Source organism: Streptomyces sp. NPDC034084 (assembly GCF_055575535.1).
In genome coordinates this window covers 1,092,061-1,108,773 of record NZ_JBVISK010000001.1, presented here as the reverse complement: position 1 = coordinate 1,108,773, position 16,713 = coordinate 1,092,061, and the positions used below count along the sequence as shown (strand labels likewise).

The window sequence follows — 16,713 nt, the reverse complement described above, 5'->3', positions numbered from 1 at the left end:
CCTCCCACTACCGCGCGAGATGGCGGACCCGGTCCCACACGACCGGGTCCGCCTCTCCCGCTCTCCGGCGGAAGTCCGCCACCGGCACCTTCCGCAGCTCGTCCGTCTCCAGGAAGCTCGGCCGCCCCCGCGCGTCGCCCACCGCCCCCGGCGGCAGCGCGATCACCCCCGGCCGCTCGTCGTGGTACTTGCTGGTGATCTTGGCGACGAGCGCGCTGTCCCCCCGTACCGCGAGCACCAGACAGGGCCGGTCCTTCGACCCGGGCCCGTCCTCGAAGGGCACGTCCGCCCACCAGATCTCGGCCGCCCTCGGCGCCCGGCCCGGTCGCGCGGGAGCCTTCCGAGGACCCGCGGGCGGCCCCGTGTGCGGCCGGCGCGACGGCGGCCGGGTCCGGCCCGAGGGCCGGCGCGACCGCTTCCACCTGTCGGCGAGCGCCACCACCAGCGCGATCACCACGACCGCGACCAGCGCGGGCCACCACGACGTGTCCATACCTCAAGACGGTACCGGCGCGCGGTTCGCTTCGCCGTGGCGGCCCCGCATCCATCCGAACCGGTGACAGAGCCCGTGAGTTCGCCCACAACGGGCCACCACGGAGGAGCGGGGGGCCCGGGTGCGCCTTACGCTCGACAGATCGCACAGCCTCCCCCTCCCTCAGCGCGCTTCCCGCACCCGTCCACGGAGGTTCACGCTCCATGAAGCTCACCGTCGTCGGCTGCTCCGGGTCGTTCCCCTCCGCGGATTCGGCCTGTTCGAGCTACCTCGTCGAGGCCGACGGCTTCCGGCTGCTCCTCGACATGGGCAACGGCGCCCTGGGCGAGCTGCAGCGACACATCGGTCTGTACGACCTCGACGCGATCTTCCTCAGCCACCTGCACGCGGACCACTGCATCGACATGTGCGGGTACTTCGTCGCCCGCTACTACCGGCACGAGGGCGGGCGCTGCGACGCGCTCCCCGTGTACGCGCCGGAGGGCGCCGAGCAGCGGCTGACCACGGCGTACGCCGACACGCCCTCGGCCACGTCGATGAGCGAGGTGTTCGACTTCCACACGCTGAAGTCCGGCGGCGCCTTCGAGATCGGCCCGTTCTCCGTCCGTACGGAGAAGGTGTGCCACCCGGTCGAGGCGTACGCCATCCGGATCGAGTACGGCGGCCGTTCGCTCACGTACTCCGGGGACACCGGGGTCTGCGAGGCGCTGCACGACCTCGCCGCCGGCACCGACCTCTTCCTCTGCGAGGCGTCCTTCACCCACGGCAAGGAGGCGGTCCCGGACCTCCACCTCAACGGCCGGGAGGCCGGCGCCCACGCGTCCCGCGCCGGGGTGGGCCGGCTCGTGCTCACCCACATCCCGCCGTGGACGGACGGCGAGCGGAACCTCGCCGACGCGCGCGAGGTGTACACGGGCCCGTCGGAGCTGGCGCGGCCGGGCGCGGTGTACGAGATCTGAGTACGCGGGAGGGGCCCCGGAACCATGCGGTTCCGGGGCCCCTCCGTGACGCGGGTGAGGCTCACACCTTGGTGAGGTCCTCGATCTCCTCCTCGGGCTCGCGGCCCGGGGTGGCGAGGTTGAACTTGACGATCGCGAAGCGGAAGACCACGTAGTAGATCGCCGCGAAGACCAGACCGATCGGGATGATCAGCCAGGGCTTGGAGGCGTACGTCCAGTTCAAGAAGTAGTCCAGCGCGCCGGCGGAGAAGGTGAAGCCGTGGTGCACGCCCAGGGCCGAGGTGATGACCATCGAGGCGGCGGTGAGCACGGCGTGGATCACGTACAGCAGGGGCGCCAGGAACATGAACGCGAACTCGATGGGCTCGGTGATGCCCGTGACGAACGAGGTCAGGGCGAGCGAGAACATCATGCCGCCGACGACCTTGCGGCGCTCGGGGCGGGCGGTGTGGGTGATCGCCAGGGCGACGGCCGGCAGCGCGAACATCATGATCGGGAAGAAGCCGGACATGAACTGACCGGCGGTCGGGTCACCGTGGAAGAAGCGGGCCAGGTCGCCGTGCCAGACGGCACCGGTCGAGTCGGTGAAGGAACCGATCTCCTGCCAGGCGACCGTGTTCACGAACTGGTGCATGCCGACCGGGAGCAGTCCGCGGTTGATGGCGCCGAAGATGCCGGAGCCGGCGGCTCCGAGGCCGGTCATCCAGTTGCCGAAGTCGGTGATCACGTTGCCGACGGGCTCCCAGAGGAGACCGAAGAGGACGCCCATGACGGTGCCGACGAAGGCCATGATGATCGGGACGAGCCGGCGGCCGTTGAAGAAGCCGAGCCAGTCGACCAGCTTCTTGCGGTGGTACCGCTGCCAGATGACGGCGGCCAGGAGGCCCATGATGATGCCGCCGAAGACCTTGGGGTCGTTGTACGTCGCCGCGACGTCGACGCCCTTGTTTGCGGTCGTGTTGACGACCGCCTCGGAGGTCGGGAACGCGGTCAGTACGTTCTTGTAGACCAGGAAGCCGACCAGCGCGGCGAGCGCGGTCGAGCCGTCGGCCTTCTTGGCGAAGCCGATCGCGATGCCGACGCAGAACAGCAGCGGCATGTTGACGAAGACCGCGTCACCCGCCGTGGCGAAGACGGAAGCGACCTTGTCCCAGCCGAGACCCTCGGCGCCGAAGACGTCCGGCTGACCGAGACGGAGCAAGATACCCGCGGCCGGCAGCACGGCGATCGGCAGCTGCAGGCTGCGACCGACCTTCTGCAGGCCCTGGAACAGGCCGGATCCGCGCTTCTTCGCGGGAGCGGCGGCCTGGGCGGTGGCCGTACTCATCAACTTCCTCCAGTAAGGCAAGGCGCCGCCAGAGGACAGTGGAAAGGGGGTGACGGCGGCGTCTCGTGGAACGCGGTGGTCTGGACCGCGTGGTCTACACCAATGAGTGGTGTAGACCAGTTGTAGCACGTGAGACTTAGATAAGGAACCTGCTAATTCTGTGGACTCGGCCATAGCCGGAAATGGACGGCGAAAGGCCCCCGGACCGTCGGGTCCAAGGGCCTTTAGGGGGTCAGCGCCGGGTCACTTCACGTTGTCCCGCTCAATCTCCTCCTCGACCTCCTCCGGCTCACGGCCGGGCGTCGGCAGGTTGAACTTGATGATCGCGAACCTGAAGATCGCGTAGTACACGACCGCGAACGCGAGCCCGATCGGAATGATCAGCCAGGGCTTCGTCGCCAGGTTCCAGTTGATCGCGTAGTCGATCAGACCCGCCGAGAAGCTGAAGCCGTCCTTCACGCCGAGCGCCCAGGTCACCGCCATCGAGACACCGGTCAGCACGGCGTGGATCGCGTACAGCAGCGGCGCGATGAAGAGGAACGAGTACTCGATCGGCTCGGTGATGCCCGTGACGAACGAGGTCAGGCCGACCGACAGCATCAGGCCGCCGACCGCCTTGCGGCGATGGGGCCGCGCGCAGTGGGTGATCGCCAGCGCCGCCGCCGGCAGCGCGAACATCATGATCGGGAAGAAGCCCGTCAGGAACTGGCCGGCGTCCGGGTCGCCGGCGAGGAACATGGGGATGTCACCGTGGACCACCGTCTTGTCCGGCCTGGTGTACGAACCGAACTGGAACCAGATCGGCACGTTCAGGAACTGGTGCAGGCCGATGACGAGCAGCGCGCGGTTCGCGACGCCGAAAATGCCCGAACCCCAGGCGTCGAGCCCCACCAGCCAGTCGCTGAAGCTCTCCAGCGCGTCGCCGATCGGCGGCCAGATCAGCAGGCAGAGCGAGGCGAAGGCGATCGCCACGAACGTCATGATGATCGGCACGAGCCGGCGGCCGTTGAAGAAGCCCAGCCAGTCGACGAGCTTCTTCCGGTGGTACCGCTGCCAGAACCAGGCGGCGAGCAGACCCATGACGATGCCGCCGAAGACCCCGGGGTTCTGGTACGTGTAGGCGGCGTAGACGTCCCCGGGCGCCAGACAGGCGCCCGCGATGTCCTTCGTGCCCGGAGGGCAGTCCTTCGGGAACTGACGCAGGATCGTGTAGTAGACGAGGAAGCCCACCACGGCCGCCAGTGCGGTCGAACCGTCCGCCTTCTTGGCCATGCCGATGGCGACACCGATGCAGAACAGCAGGGGCAGACCGAGATTGCCGTCGAGGAGGGCGCCACCCGCGCCCGCCATCACCGCCGCGACCTTGTCCCAGCCGAGACCCTCCGCGCCGAAGACGTCCGGCTGCCCGAGCCGGTTGATGATGCCGGCGGCCGGGAGCACGGCGATGGGCAGCTGGAGGCTGCGGCCCATCTTCTGCAGGCCCTGGAAGAGCCCGCTCCCCAGCGACTTCTTCGGTTTGGGTGCGGCCGCGGCGCTGTCCGTACTCATCGGCGTCCTCCCTGCCCGGAACAAACCGGGTCCGCATCTCGTTGCACACTGGTGTAGACCAGTTGCGATAGGCTCCGGGAACCCGCTGAGGACAGGCCGCCGGTGATCGTCATCATTCGGCAGAACGGCTGCACTCGCTCGCGAAGTTGGGCCAACCGTGGGTTACCGTGACAAAGCGGACCACAGGTGCGCCCGGGATTCGCGTCCACGCGAACGGAACGGACAGGGAGAAACACATGGCCACCAAGGCTGAGAAGATCATCGCCGGGCTCGGCGGCATCGACAACATCGAAGAGGTCGAAGGCTGCATCACCCGCCTGCGCACCGAGGTCGTGGACGCCGCCCTCGTCGACGAAGCCGCCCTGAAGGCCGCCGGCGCCCACGGCGTCGTCAAGATGGGCACCGCCATCCAGGTCGTCATCGGCACCGACGCCGACCCCATCGCCGCGGAGATCGAAGACCTGATGTGACCCGCTGACCCACGTCGGCCGAATCACATCGACAAGGGCCCGTTCCGGCAGGGGAACGGGCCCTCCGTCATGTCCCGCTAGGCTCCACCCATGTCTCGCATCGACGGCCGTACCCCCGAACAGCTCCGCCCCGTCACCATCGAACGCGGCTGGAGCAAGCACGCCGAGGGCTCCGTCCTCATCTCCTTCGGCGACACCAAGGTCTTCTGCACCGCCTCCGTCACCGAAGGCGTCCCGCGCTGGCGCAAGGGCAGCGGCGAAGGCTGGGTCACCGGTGAGTACTCCATGCTCCCCCGCGCCACCAACACCCGCGGCGACCGCGAATCCGTCCGCGGCAAGATCGGCGGCCGCACCCACGAGATCTCCCGCCTCATCGGCCGCTCCCTGCGCGCCGTCATCGACTACAAGGCCCTCGGCGAGAACACCGTCGTCCTCGACTGCGACGTCCTCCAGGCCGACGGCGGCACCCGCACCGCCGCCATCACCGGCGCCTACGTCGCCCTCGCCGACGCCATCGCCTGGGCCCAGGGCAAGAAGCTCGTCAAGGCCGGCCGCAAGCCCCTCACCGGAACCGTCGCCGCCGTCTCCGTCGGCATCGTCGACGGCGTCCCCCTCCTCGACCTCTGCTACGAGGAGGACGTCCGCGCCGACACCGACATGAACGTCGTCTGCACCGGCGACGGCCGCTTCGTCGAGGTCCAGGGCACCGCCGAGGCCGAGCCCTTCGACCGCAAGGAGCTCAACGCCCTCCTCGACCTCGCCTCCGGCGGCTGCGCCGAACTCGCCGAGATCCAGCGCAAGGCCCTCGAAGGAACCCTCTGACGAGCGGCTGCGTCCTGACGGGCGGGCACCCGGATACGATCCGTGCGCCCGCCCGTCCGCATGTACGTACCTGGGGGAGGACCCGCCTTGAAGCGCCGTCTCGCACTCGCCGTGGCCACGGCCGCCGCACTCACCACCGTCCTGAGCGGCTGCGGAGCCCTCGACACCGCCATGGACTGCGTCAACACCGCCGACGCGATAGCCACCTCCGTGAACAACCTCCAGCAGGCCGTCTCCAACGCCTCCAACGACGTCACGCAGATCGAGGAGTCCCTCGACTCCATCTCCACCGAACTCGGCAACCTCAAGAACACGACCGACAACGCCGACCTGTCCAAGGCCGTCGACGACCTCAACAAGGGCGTCGACTCCGTTCGCACCGCCGTCGACAACGGCGACACCACCCCGGACATCACGCCGATCACGGACGCCGCCGGCGAGGTCGCCAAGGTCTGCACCCCCGGATAATCGGAGCATGACCCGACAGCGCCTGATCCTCGCCACCCGCAACGCGGGCAAGATCACCGAACTCCACGCGATCCTCGCCGACGCGGGCCTCGACCTCGAGCTCGTCGGCGCGGACGCGTACCCCGACATCCCCGACGTCAAGGAGACGGGCGTGACCTTCGCGGAGAACGCCCTCCTGAAGGCCCACGCCCTCGCCCGCGCCACCGGCCTCCCGGCCGTCGCCGACGACTCGGGCCTCTGCGTCGACGTCCTGAACGGCGCCCCCGGCATCTTCTCCGCCCGCTGGGCCGGCACCCACGGCGACGACCGTGCCAACCTGAACCTGCTCCTGGCCCAGCTCTCCGACATCGACGACACCCACCGCGCGGCCCACTTCGCCTGCGCGGCGGCCCTGGCCCTCCCGGACGGCACGGAACGAGTCGTCGAGGGCCGCATGGACGGCACCCTCCGCCACACCCCGGTCGGCACGAACGGCTTCGGCTACGACCCGATCCTCCAGCCGGAGGGCCACGAGGTGACCTGCGCGGAACTGACTCCGTCGGAGAAGAACGCGATCAGCCACCGGGGCAAGGCCTTCAGGGCGCTGGTGCCGGTGGTGAAGGAGCTGCTGGGCTGAGGGGCGTATACGCATGGCCTGCGAATCGATCCTTCGATTCGCAGGCCATTCCTGTGCGGCGGAAGGGATTCGAACCCTCAAGCCCGGTCAGGGGCCACAGATCCTAAGTCTGCTGTGTCAGCCATTGCACCACCGCCGCTCGACTGTCTGCCATCGTAGCGGGCGCCGTCACGACGCCAGGTACGGGTGACGGCATGGCAGTTGGGGCACAGCGGCCGAGTACGGAAAAATGAACGGCCCGCGTCGGACGCACTCCGATGCGGGCCGTTCAGCGAGGCCGAGGGGTCAGAACCGCGGCTCGGGGGCCTGGGCCATCACCATCTCCGCCGCCTCCTCCGGCGTCTCCACCGCCGGGGGCGAACCGTCCAGGGGGCGGCGGGCCGTCTCCTTCATGCAGGCCACCGCGACCACGCCGACCAGGGCCGCGCCCATGGCGTAGTACGCCGGCATCAGGTCGTTCCCCGTCGCGCCGATCAGGGCCGTGATCACCAGCGGGGTCGTACCGCCGAACAGGGACGTCGACAGGTTGTAGCCCACCGACAGGGAGCCGTACCGGACCTGGGTCGGGAAGAGCGCCGGAAGGGCCGCCGACATGGTGCCGAGCAGGCAGACCAGCGACAGGCCGAGCATCAGCATGCCGGCGGTGATCGCCGCCACGCCGCCCTGGCCGATCAGCAGGAACGCCGGGAGCGACAGGAGCAGGAAGCCCAGCATGCCCGTCATCAGGACCGGCTTGCGCCCGAAGTGGTCGCTCAGCCGCCCGACCCGCGTGATGACCAGCATCAGGAGCACCATCACGAGCAGCAGGACGAGCAGGCCGTGCGTCTCGCTGTAGCCGAGCTCGTCGGAGAGGTACGTGGGCATGTACGACAGCAGCATGTAGTCGCAGATGTTGTACGCGCCGACCAGCGCGACGCACAGGATCAGCGCCGGCCACTGCTGCCGGAAGATCTTGCCCAGGTCGCCCTTGGCGGAGGTCTCCACGGCGTCCGCGGCCTCCGAGGGGTGCGCCGTGTCGGACTCCAGCCGCTGGAACGCGGGCGTCTCGTCGAGCCGCATCCGCAGGTAGAGGCCGACCAGCCCCAGCGGCCCCGCCACCAGGAACGGCACCCGCCAGCCCCAGGACTCCATCGTGTCGGCGCCCAGCCACGCGGTCAGCGCCGTGACCAGGCCCGCGGCGCCGACGTAACCGGCGAGGGTGCCGAACTCGAGGAAGCTGCCGAAGTACCCGCGCCGGCGGTCGGGCGCGTACTCGGCGATGAAGGTGGAGGCGCCGCCGTACTCGCCGCCCGTCGAGAAGCCCTGGAGCATCCGGAAGAGGATCAGCAGCACCGGCGCCCAGAAGCCGATGGAGGCGTACGACGGGATGAGGCCGATCGCGAAGGTGCCGAGGGCCATGAGGATCATGGTCAGCGCCAGGACCTTCTTGCGGCCGAGGCGGTCGCCCATGGGGCCGAAGACGGCGCCGCCCAGCGGGCGCACCAGGAAGGCGACGGCGAAGGTCGCGAACGAGGAGAGCAGCTGGACCGTGTCGTTGCCGGCGGGGAAGAAGACGTGGCCCAGGGTGACGGCGAGGTAGGCGTAGATGCCGAAGTCGAACCACTCCATGGCGTTGCCCAGGGAGGCGGCCCGTACGGCCCTCTTGACCGCGGCCTCGTCGGTGACCGTGATGTCCGTACGGCGCAACCGGGGCTGCCGGCGTCGGCTGACGACCCGGAAGAGCAGGGGGTGGCGTTTGCGGGCGCCGGGGTCGGCCGGGGTGAGGTCGGGGGCCGGCATGGCCGTACGTCCTTTCTCAGGGGGCACTCCAGGAAGGACGCCTGCGCGCCGGGCCGGACCGCAAACGGAATCCGGCCGGGAGTGCGACCCATGTCACGCCGTCGAGGGCGGACGAGGGGTCGTTCCCGGCCGGTGATGGTGCCGGTGCCGGCACCCAGGGGTCAGGCGGGCTCAGGCCGCGATCTTGAGGTCCTTGAGGATCTTGGCGACGTGGCCCGTGGCCTTGACGTTGTAGAAGGCGTGCTCGACCTTGCCGTCCTCGTCGACCACGACGGTGGAGCGGATCACGCCCGTCACCACCTTGCCGTACAGCTTCTTCTCGCCGAAGGCGCCGTACGCCTCCAGGGTCTCCTTCGACGGGTCGCCGACCAGCGTGACCTTCAGGTTCTCCTGCTCGCGGAACTTCGCGAGCTTCTCCGGCTTGTCGGGGGAGACGCCGATGACGTCGTAGCCCGCGGCCGCGAGGGCGTCCAGGTTGTCGGTGAAGTCGCAGGCCTGCTTGGTGCAGCCGGGGGTGAGGGCCGCGGGGTAGAAGTAGACGATGACCTTGCGGCCCTTGTGGTCCGCGAGGGAGACCTCGTTGCCGTCCGCGTCGGGAAGGGTGAAGGCGGGGGCGGTGTCGCCGGGCTGCAGTCGCTCGCTCATGGCTGGCTCTCCTCGGGAGTGTTCGCGTACGCCTTCAGAGCCTAATGGGGGCTAATGGGGGTCTGAGGCGACCCATCGGCGGCAGAACTGACAGACTGTCCACAAGGACCGATCAACGACCGGATCACGACTACGGAGGCAGCGCGGTGTCGGAGGCCAGGACCCCTGCACAGATCGAGGCGGACATCGTCCGCCGGCGCGAGCAGCTCGCCGTCACCCTCGACGAGATCGGCATTCGGATGCATCCGAAGACGATCATCGGGGATGCCAGGGCGAAGGTCGCCTCGACGGTCGACCAGACGGCCGGACGGGCGTTCGTCGCCGTCAACCGGGTCGTGTCGGACGTGAAGGCGCGTTTCACGCACGAGGACGGCGCGCCCCGCCTGGAGCGGGTCGTTCCGGTGGCGGTCGTCGCCCTCGCCGTCGTCGGGCTGGTCGTGTCCACCGCCCGGCGGAAGAAGGCGTGACCCCTCCCGGCGGCGGGCGACACGCCGGGGCAGGTAGGTTCGGTCCGTGAGCGAGAACACGCACGACAAGCTGCCCATCCGGATGCTCCACGACCGGGTCCTGGTCCGTACCGACTCCCCGGAGGGGGAGCGGCGGTCCGGCGGCGGCATCCTGATTCCGGCGACGGCCGCCGTAGGCCGTCGCCTCGCCTGGGCCGAGGTGGTCGCGGTCGGCCAGAACGTCCGGACCGTCGAGACCGGCGACCGGGTGCTGTACGACCCCGAGGACCGTGCCGAGGTCGAGGTGCGGGGTGTCGCGTACGTCCTGATGCGGGAGCGCGACCTGCACGCGGTGGCCGCGGACCGTTTCCAGGGGACGTCGGACTCGACCGGGCTGTACCTGTAGGACGGGCGAAGGCCCCGGTGACTCCGGTCACCGGGGCCTTCGCGCGTTCCTTGCTAGCCTGGAACACCCCGACGAGACGCGCCGTACCGGGTTCACGACAAGACGACGCACCCCTGTTGATCCGTCTCGCGGAGGTGTCTCGTCATGGCCTGGGTTCTGCTGATCGTCGCCGGTCTGCTGGAGGTCGGCTGGTCCGTCGGTATGAAGTACACCGACGGCTTCACGCGTCTGTGGCCCAGCGTCCTCACCGGCGCGGGGATCGTCGCCTCCATGGTGCTGCTGTCGCAGGCGGCCAAGACGCTGCCGATCGGTACGGCGTACGGCGTGTGGGTCGGCATCGGGGCGGCCGGTGCGGCGGTGCTCGGCATGGTGGTGCTCGGTGAGCCGGCGACCGCCGCCCGCGTCTTCTTCGTCTGTCTGCTGCTCGTCGCCGTGGTGGGGCTCAAGGCGACGAGCGGTCACTGACCGGGTCTCCGGCGGTACGGGCCGGGCCGGGCGCGGGGGAGGCCCCGGGGCCGGGGGCGGGGTCGCGTGAGGCCGCTCCGGGTCCCGCCTCGCCCGTCTCGTACCAGTCCTCCGGCTCGTCGGGCGCCGTTGGCGTCGGCGGCGGAGGCTCGGCGCCCGGCATCAGCTGGAGGTCGAAGTCCTTCGGCGCCGTCCCCGCCAGTGCCTCCCGGGTGAACCGGGCCCAGATCTCGGCGGGCGGGCCGCCTCCGTTGACGCGCGGCTGGCCGAGCGCCCCGTACAGCGGTTCCTGTGCGCCCGACTCGGGGTCCTGGCCCATGAGCGCGACGACCGTCGCGAGTTCCGGGGTGTAGCCGGCGAACCAGGCGGCCTTGTCGTCCTCCGCCGTGCCCGTCTTGCCCGCGGCCGGGCGCCCCGCCGCCTGCGCGGCCGTGCCCGTGCCCGACTCGACGACGCTCCGCAAAACCGAGGTGGTCGTGTCGGCGGCCTCGCGGCTCACCGCCTGCCGGGGCGCCGCGGCGGGAAGCTCCAGCTGTTCGCCGTTCCTGCTGACGTCCTCGACCAGGGTGTACGTGCCGTGCCGGCCGTGGGCGGCGAGCGTCGCGTACGCCGTGGCCATGTCGAGGACGCTGGCGGTGGCGGTGCCCAGGGCGATGGAGGGGGAGGCGGTGAGGTCGGGGGTGGTGCCGGGCAGGCCGAGGGCGACGGCGGTGCGCCGGACGTGCGCGGGGCCGACGTCGACCGCCATCTGGGCGTACACGGCGTTCACCGACAGGTCGGTGGCGGCGCCGACGGCGATCTCGCCGTAGCTGGCGTCGTCCTCGTTGGCGGGGTCGTAGGGGCTGCCGTTCCACCCTTCGACGGGGCGCCGGTTGGTGCCGTCGTAGAGGGTGTACGGGGTGATGGGCCGGCCCTGCTGGGTCTGGGCGCCGTTCTGGACGGCGGCCGTGAAGACGAAGGGCTTGAAGGTGGAGCCGACCTGGTAGTCGCGGCGGGTGGCGTTGTTGACGTACTGCTGCGTGTAGTCGACGCCGCCGTACATGGCGAGGACCTTGCCGCTCGCCGGGTCGACGGCCGCGGCCCCGACCCGTACGTACCGGTCGGCGGGGGCGCGCGCCGGGTCGAGGTGGGAGACGACGCGGTCCTCGACGGCCTGGACGAGGGCCTCCTGTTTGGCGGGTTCGAGGGTGGTGGTGATGCGGAAGCCGCCGCCGGCGAGGGTCTTCTCGTCGATGATCCCGTGGTCGGTGAGGTAGTCCTCGACGGCCTGGACGAGGTAGCCGCGCTGGCCGGAGAGGGCGGTGGCGGCGCGGGCGGTCTGGGGGGCGGGGAAGCGGGCGGCGGCGCGGGCCGCGGGGCTGAGCCAGCCCTTGGTGACCATGCCGTCGAGGACGTAGTGCCAGCGGGCGAGGGCCTTGGCCCGGTTCTCGGGGTGGGTGGTGACGTCGTAGGCGCTGGGGGCCTTGAGGAGGGAGGCGAGGTAGGCGCCCTCGGCGGTGTCGAGGTTCTGGACGTCCTTGCCGTAGTAGGCGCGGGCGGCGGCCTGGATCCCGTACGCGTTCCGGCCGAAGTAACTGGTGTTCAGGTAGCCCTGGAGGATCTCCTCCTTGCTCTTCTCGCGGCCCAGTTTGATCGCGATGAAGAACTCCTTGGCCTTGCGGCTGAGGGTCTGTTCCTGGCCCAGGTAGTAGTTCTTGACGTACTGCTGGGTGATGGTGGAGCCGGACTGGCGGCCCTTGCCGGTGACGGTGTTCCAGGCGGCGCGGACCATGGCCTTGGGGTCGACGGCGCGGGAGGTGTGGAAGTCGCGCTCCTCGGCGGCGAGGACGGCGCGCCGGACGGGGAGCGGGACCTGGTCGAGGCGGACGTTCTCGCGGTTGACCTCGCCGTCGCGGGCGAGGGGGGTGCCGTCCCGGTAGAGGTAGACGTTGGACTGGGCGACGGCGGCGGCGTTGGCGGGCGGGATCTCCACGAGGAGGTAGCCGGCGGCGAAGGCGCCGGCGAGCAGGAGCGTGGTGAGCAGGAGGAGCCCGAAGAGGGTCCGCAGGACGCGCCGGGGGCGCCGGCGGCGTTCCGCCGGGCCGGGAAGCGGGCCGGGAAGGGTGGGGTCCCGTGGCTCCCAGCCGCTCGGGTGGGGGTCGTCGTCGCTCGTACCGGAGCTCACACCGGAGCTCGTGCCGCTCGTACCGGAGGAAGGGGACATGGCATCACATACTGCACGGAACGCTCCGAAACTCCCTCAAGCGACCCGAAGGTGGCGCGAAAACCGCTCGCGGCGCGCCGGGCGAAGCCACTAGGGTCGTGCGCTTCGCCGCCCACCGTGCAGGGAAGGGACACACATGCTCCGGCTGTACGCGACGGTGGCCGCGGGCGGTTTCCGGCGTTTCGCGACCTACCGCGTGGCCACGGCCGCGGGTGTCTTCACCAACAGTGTCTTCGGCTTCGTCCTCTCCTACACGTACATCGCCCTCTGGGACGAACGGCCGCGGCTCGGCGGCTACTCCATGGACGACGCGCTCGCCTACGTGTGGATCGGACAGGCGCTGATCACCGTCTGCGGCCTCATGGGAGGCGGCTTCGAGGACGAGCTGATCGAGCGGATCAGGACGGGTGACATCGCCGTCGACCTCTACCGCCCCGCCGACCTCCAGGCCTGGTGGTTCTCGGCCAACGCCGGCCGTTCCGCCTTCCAGCTCCTCGGCCGCGGGGTCGTCCCGATGACGGTCGGCGCGTTCGTCTTCCACTTCACCCTGCCGTCGGGGCCGTCCGGGTGGCTCGCGTTCCTGCCGGCGGTGGCGCTGGGCTCGGTGGTGGGCTTCGCGATCTGGTACCTGGTGGCGATGAGCGCGTTCTGGCTGATGGACGGCCAGGGGGTGGTGCAGGTGGCCTGGCTCGGCGGCCTGTTCTTCTCGGGGATGCTGCTCCCGCTGAACGTCTTCCCCGGCGCGCTGGGCGAGTTCGCGCGGCTGCTGCCGTGGGCCTCGCTGCTCCAGGTGCCGGCCGACGTGTACCTGGGGAGGTACGAGGGCTGGGAGCTGGCGGGGGCGTACGGCTTCCAGGGCTGCTGGGCGCTGGTCCTCCTCGGGGCGGGCCGGCTGGCGCAGGCGGCGGCGACGCGGAAGGTGGTGGTGCAGGGTGGCTAGGACCCGTCCGGCGGATCAGGGCCGGAGAGGCCCCCGGCCGTGGGCGGGCGACTTCTGGCGCACGTACCGGATGGTGGCGGCGATGTGGATCCGGTCGACGATGACGTACCGCTCCTCCTTCGCCCTGACGGTCGTCACCAGCTTCTGCGTCACCTTCTTCGACTTCGTGGTGATCCTCCTGATGTTCGGTCAGGTGCGGGGCCTCGGCGGCTTCTCGTTCGCCGAGGTCGCCCTGCTGTACGGGACGGCGGGGACGTCCTTCGGGATCGCCGACCTGACGATGGGTTCGCTCCAGCGGATGGGGAAGCGGGTCAGGGACGGGTCGCTCGACACGTTCCTGATGCGTCCGGCGCCGCTGCTCGCGCAGGTCGCGGCGGACAAGTTCGCGCTGCGGCGGTTCGGGAGGGTCGCGCAGGGCCTGCTCGTCCTGGTCTGGGGGCTGCTGCTGCTCGACGTGGAGTGGACGCCGCTGAAGGTGCTGCTGCTGCCGGTGACGGTGGTGTGCGGTGCGGTGATCTTCGGCGCGGTGATGGTGGTGGGCGCGTCGGCCCTGTTCTGGCTCCAGGACGCGGCGGAGGTCACGAACTCGTTCACGTACGGCGGGAACACCCTCCTCCAGTACCCGCCGACGATCTTCACGCAGGAGCTGGTGCGGGGGGTCGTGTACGTCGTCCCGCTGGCGTTCGTGAGCTGGCTGCCCGCCCTGTACGTGCTGGACCGCCCGGCCCCGGCGGGGGTGCCGGACTGGGCGGCGTTCGCGTCGCCGCCGGTGGCGGCAGTCTGCTGCGGGATCGCGGGGCTCGCGTGGCGCGCCGGGATCCGCTCGTACCGATCGACGGGAAGCTGAACGACCATGCCCTTCATCGAAGTGGAAGCACTGGAGAAGGTCTTCACGATCCGCCGCCGGGCGGGCCTGATCCGCCGGGAGAAGCGGGAGGTCCGGGCGGTCGACGGGATCTCGTTCGGCGTGGAGCGCGGCGAGATGGTCGGCTACATCGGGCCCAACGGCGCCGGGAAGTCGACCACGATCAAGATGCTCACCGGCATCCTCACCCCCAGCGGCGGCCGGCTGCGGGTGGCGGGCATCGACCCCTCGCGCGAGCGCACCCGCCTCGCCCAGCGGATGGGGGTCGTCTTCGGACAGCGCACGACGCTCTGGTGGGACCTGCCGCTGAAGGACTCGTACCGGCTGATGCACCGCATGTACCGCATCCCCGACGCCCGCTACCGGGAGAACCTCGACCGTTGCGTGGAGCTCCTGGACCTGGGGGACCTCCTCGACGTGCCCGTACGGCAGCTCTCGCTGGGCCAGCGGATGCGCGGGGACATCGCGGCGGCGCTGCTGCACGACCCGGAGGTGCTGTACCTGGACGAGCCGACGATCGGCCTGGACGTCGTCTCGAAGGCGAAGGTGCGCGACTTCCTCCGCGAACTGAACGCGGGGCGGGGCACCACGGTCCTCCTCACCACCCACGACCTCACCGACATCGAACAGCTCTGCTCGCGGGTGATGGTCATCGACCACGGACGCCTGATGTACGACGGTGAACTGGCCGGCCTGCACGCGGTCGGCGAGAGCGAACGGCTGCTCGTAGTGGACCTGGAGCGGGAGCTGCCCCCGATCACGGAGGTGCCGGGAGCCCGTTTCGTACGGTCCGAGGGCCCCCGCCAGTGGCTCGCGTTCCCTGCCGCTGCCTCGGCGGCGCCCCTGGTCGCGGCGGTGGCGGCCAGATATCCCCTCCTCGACCTCTCGGTGCGGGAGCCGGACATCGAGGCGGTGATCGCGAAGATGTACGGGGGAACTCGGGACGAGCGCCGGGAGTCCCTGATGTAGGAGGTCGAGTCGATGGTGAGTTTCTCGTACACGGCGGCGGACGAGGAGAAGAGCAGAGGCGTCCGCCGCATGAAGACGCTGGCGACGTCACTGCTGCTCGTCGTGGCCGTGATCTACGCCCTGGCGACATGGGCGCACAACGCGGGCGGGGGCGCCTGGGCGGGCTATGTCGCGGCGGCGGCGGAGGCGGGGATGGTCGGCGCGCTGGCGGACTGGTTCGCGGTGACGGCCCTCTTCCGGCGCCCCCTGGGACTCCCCATCCCGCACACGGCGATCATCCCCACGAAGAAGGACCAGCTGGGCGCGTCGCTGGGCACGTTCGTCGGCGAGAACTTCCTGTCGGAGGATGTCGTACGGGGCAGGCTCCACGCCCTGGGCATCGGCGGCCGGCTGGGCACCTGGCTGGCGGACCCGGCGCACGCGGACCGGGTCACGGCGGAGGCGTCGACGGCCCTGCGCGGCGCGCTCACGGTCCTGCGCGACTCCGACGTGCAGGCGGTCGTGGGCGAGGCGATCACCCGGCGCGCCGAGTCGGCGGAGATCGCCCCGGGCCTGGGCAAGACCCTGGAGAGGGTCGTCGCCGACGGGGCGCACCACCGGGCGGTCGACCTGATCTGCACCCGGGCCCACGACTGGCTGGTCACGCACGGGGCCTCGGTGATGGACGCGGTCCAGGGCGGCGCCCCGGGCTGGACCCCGCGCTTCGTGGACCGCAAGGTCGGCGAGCGCGTCTACCGCGAACTCCTCCGCTTCGTCACGGAGATGCGGGACATGCCGGGACACCCGGCGCGCGGCGCGATCGACCGCTTCCTCACGGACTTCGCGGCCGACCTCCAGGCGGACACGGACACCCGCGCGCGCGTGGAACGCCTGAAGGCGGACCTCCTGGCGCGCCCGGAGATCCAGGACATCATCGCCTCGGCCTGGTCGTCCATCCGGTCCCTGATCATCGCGGCGGCCGAGGACGACCACAGCCAGCTCCGCCTCCGCGCCCGCGCCTCCCTGATCTCCCTGGGCACCCGCCTGGCGACGGACACCCGCCTCCAGGCGAAGGTCGAGGGCTGGGCGGAGGACGCGGCGGCGTACGTGGTCACGACGTACCGCCACGAGATCACGTCCCTGATCACGGACACGGTCGCCGGCTGGGACGCCACCCAGACCTCCCGCAAGATCGAGGCGAACATCGGCCGCGACCTCCAGTTCATCCGCATCAACGGCACGGTGGTGGGCGCGCTGGCGGGCCTCGTGATCTACACGGTGAGCCGGGTGGTGGGAGGCTGACCTTCGCTTCG

General features: G+C 70.5%; 18 protein-coding genes, 1 tRNA gene and 1 riboswitch. Of the genes, 12 read left to right on the top strand and 7 right to left on the bottom strand.

The annotated features are described in order from the left end of the window. Positions 1 to 7: 7 nt before the first annotated feature. Complete coding sequence (locus tag ACZ51I_RS05030) at positions 8 to 493, bottom strand: type II toxin-antitoxin system PemK/MazF family toxin (RefSeq protein WP_468871553.1); 486 nt, start codon at positions 491 to 493, stop codon at positions 8 to 10. A gap of 203 nt (positions 494 to 696) precedes the next feature. Here ACZ51I_RS05030 and ACZ51I_RS05025 point away from each other — a divergent pair, with 203 nt between their 5' ends. After that, positions 697 to 1,452 (top strand): MBL fold metallo-hydrolase, encoded by a 756-nt coding sequence (locus tag ACZ51I_RS05025; protein ID WP_468871552.1) that lies wholly within the window; start codon positions 697 to 699, stop codon positions 1,450 to 1,452. A 61-nt stretch (positions 1,453 to 1,513) separates the two neighbouring features. Here ACZ51I_RS05025 and ACZ51I_RS05020 read toward each other — a convergent pair whose 3' ends face one another. Both ACZ51I_RS05020 and ACZ51I_RS05015 read right to left on the bottom strand, forming a co-directional pair. Beyond that, on the bottom strand, positions 1,514 to 2,779 hold the full coding sequence (locus ACZ51I_RS05020; RefSeq protein WP_468871551.1) for a PTS transporter subunit EIIC: 1,266 nt from the start codon (positions 2,777 to 2,779) through the stop codon (positions 1,514 to 1,516). 243 nt (positions 2,780 to 3,022) lie between these two features. Continuing rightward, entirely contained in the window at positions 3,023 to 4,327 is a 1,305-nt protein-coding gene (locus tag ACZ51I_RS05015) for a PTS transporter subunit EIIC (RefSeq protein WP_468871550.1), read from the bottom strand. Positions 4,328 to 4,524: 197 nt separating this feature from the next. On the opposite strand from ACZ51I_RS05015, the gene ACZ51I_RS05010 reads away from it, so the two are divergent. The 4 genes from ACZ51I_RS05010 (at position 4,525) to rdgB (ending at position 6,703) form a co-directional block, all read left to right on the top strand. Continuing rightward, positions 4,525 to 4,797, top strand: coding sequence for a PTS sugar transporter subunit IIB (locus tag ACZ51I_RS05010; protein ID WP_468871700.1), 273 nt, complete (start codon positions 4,525 to 4,527; stop codon positions 4,795 to 4,797). A gap of 90 nt (positions 4,798 to 4,887) precedes the next feature. Further along, complete coding sequence (rph, locus tag ACZ51I_RS05005) at positions 4,888 to 5,619, top strand: ribonuclease PH (RefSeq protein ID WP_468871549.1); 732 nt, start codon at positions 4,888 to 4,890, stop codon at positions 5,617 to 5,619. 60 nt (positions 5,620 to 5,679) lie between these two features. Then, complete coding sequence (locus ACZ51I_RS05000) at positions 5,680 to 6,087, top strand: hypothetical protein (RefSeq protein WP_468871699.1); 408 nt, start codon at positions 5,680 to 5,682, stop codon at positions 6,085 to 6,087. A gap of 7 nt (positions 6,088 to 6,094) precedes the next feature. Then, the gene (rdgB, locus tag ACZ51I_RS04995) at positions 6,095 to 6,703 is read left to right on the top strand and encodes an RdgB/HAM1 family non-canonical purine NTP pyrophosphatase (RefSeq protein ID WP_468871548.1); all 609 of its coding nucleotides are present in this window, start codon (positions 6,095 to 6,097) and stop codon (positions 6,701 to 6,703) included. Between the two features lie 54 nt (positions 6,704 to 6,757). Here the strand turns inward: rdgB and ACZ51I_RS04990 are convergent. The 3 genes from ACZ51I_RS04990 to bcp all read right to left on the bottom strand — a co-directional run bounded on the left by ACZ51I_RS04990 (position 6,758) and on the right by bcp (position 9,127). Further along, a tRNA-Leu gene (locus ACZ51I_RS04990) sits at positions 6,758 to 6,842 on the bottom strand. A gap of 146 nt (positions 6,843 to 6,988) precedes the next feature. Beyond that, on the bottom strand, positions 6,989 to 8,482 hold the full coding sequence (gene proP, locus ACZ51I_RS04985) for a glycine betaine/L-proline transporter ProP (RefSeq protein WP_468871547.1): 1,494 nt from the start codon (positions 8,480 to 8,482) through the stop codon (positions 6,989 to 6,991). Between the two features lie 171 nt (positions 8,483 to 8,653). Then, positions 8,654 to 9,127, bottom strand: a complete 474-nt coding sequence (gene bcp, locus ACZ51I_RS04980) for a thioredoxin-dependent thiol peroxidase (RefSeq protein ID WP_468871545.1) — start codon at positions 9,125 to 9,127, stop codon at positions 8,654 to 8,656. A gap of 146 nt (positions 9,128 to 9,273) precedes the next feature. Between bcp and ACZ51I_RS04975 the strand changes: the two genes are divergently transcribed. From ACZ51I_RS04975 to ACZ51I_RS04965, 3 genes are all read left to right on the top strand, one after another. Next, complete coding sequence (locus tag ACZ51I_RS04975) at positions 9,274 to 9,594, top strand: DUF3618 domain-containing protein (protein WP_468871544.1); 321 nt, start codon at positions 9,274 to 9,276, stop codon at positions 9,592 to 9,594. Between the two features lie 46 nt (positions 9,595 to 9,640). After that, positions 9,641 to 9,979: a GroES family chaperonin gene (locus ACZ51I_RS04970; protein WP_030222196.1), complete on the top strand. Its 339-nt coding sequence runs from the start codon at positions 9,641 to 9,643 to the stop codon at positions 9,977 to 9,979. A 41-nt stretch (positions 9,980 to 10,020) separates the two neighbouring features. Further along, positions 10,021 to 10,091: riboswitch (guanidine-III (ykkC-III) riboswitch) on the top strand. A 32-nt stretch (positions 10,092 to 10,123) separates the two neighbouring features. Continuing rightward, complete coding sequence (locus ACZ51I_RS04965; protein WP_468871542.1) at positions 10,124 to 10,444, top strand: DMT family transporter; 321 nt, start codon at positions 10,124 to 10,126, stop codon at positions 10,442 to 10,444. Here ACZ51I_RS04965 and ACZ51I_RS04960 read toward each other — a convergent pair. Continuing rightward, on the bottom strand, positions 10,422 to 12,647 hold the full coding sequence (locus ACZ51I_RS04960) for a transglycosylase domain-containing protein (RefSeq protein WP_468871540.1): 2,226 nt from the start codon (positions 12,645 to 12,647) through the stop codon (positions 10,422 to 10,424). The genes ACZ51I_RS04965 and ACZ51I_RS04960 overlap by 23 nt on opposite strands. 136 nt (positions 12,648 to 12,783) lie before the next feature. Here ACZ51I_RS04960 and ACZ51I_RS04955 point away from each other — a divergent pair, with 136 nt between their 5' ends. Genes ACZ51I_RS04955 through ACZ51I_RS04940 form a run of 4 tightly spaced genes read left to right on the top strand, consistent with a single transcriptional unit; the run spans position 12,784 to position 16,702 of the window. Beyond that, a complete protein-coding gene (locus ACZ51I_RS04955; protein WP_468871539.1) occupies positions 12,784 to 13,587 on the top strand; it encodes an ABC transporter permease in 804 nt (267 codons plus the stop codon). After that, positions 13,580 to 14,434 (top strand): ABC transporter permease, encoded by an 855-nt coding sequence (locus ACZ51I_RS04950; protein ID WP_468871538.1) that lies wholly within the window; start codon positions 13,580 to 13,582, stop codon positions 14,432 to 14,434. Before ACZ51I_RS04955 ends, ACZ51I_RS04950 begins: the two co-directional genes overlap by 8 nt. A gap of 6 nt (positions 14,435 to 14,440) precedes the next feature. Beyond that, complete coding sequence (locus tag ACZ51I_RS04945; RefSeq protein ID WP_468871537.1) at positions 14,441 to 15,421, top strand: ABC transporter ATP-binding protein; 981 nt, start codon at positions 14,441 to 14,443, stop codon at positions 15,419 to 15,421. Between the two features lie 12 nt (positions 15,422 to 15,433). Next, entirely contained in the window at positions 15,434 to 16,702 is a 1,269-nt protein-coding gene (locus ACZ51I_RS04940) for a DUF445 domain-containing protein (protein ID WP_468871536.1), read from the top strand. Positions 16,703 to 16,713: the final 11 nt, after the last annotated feature.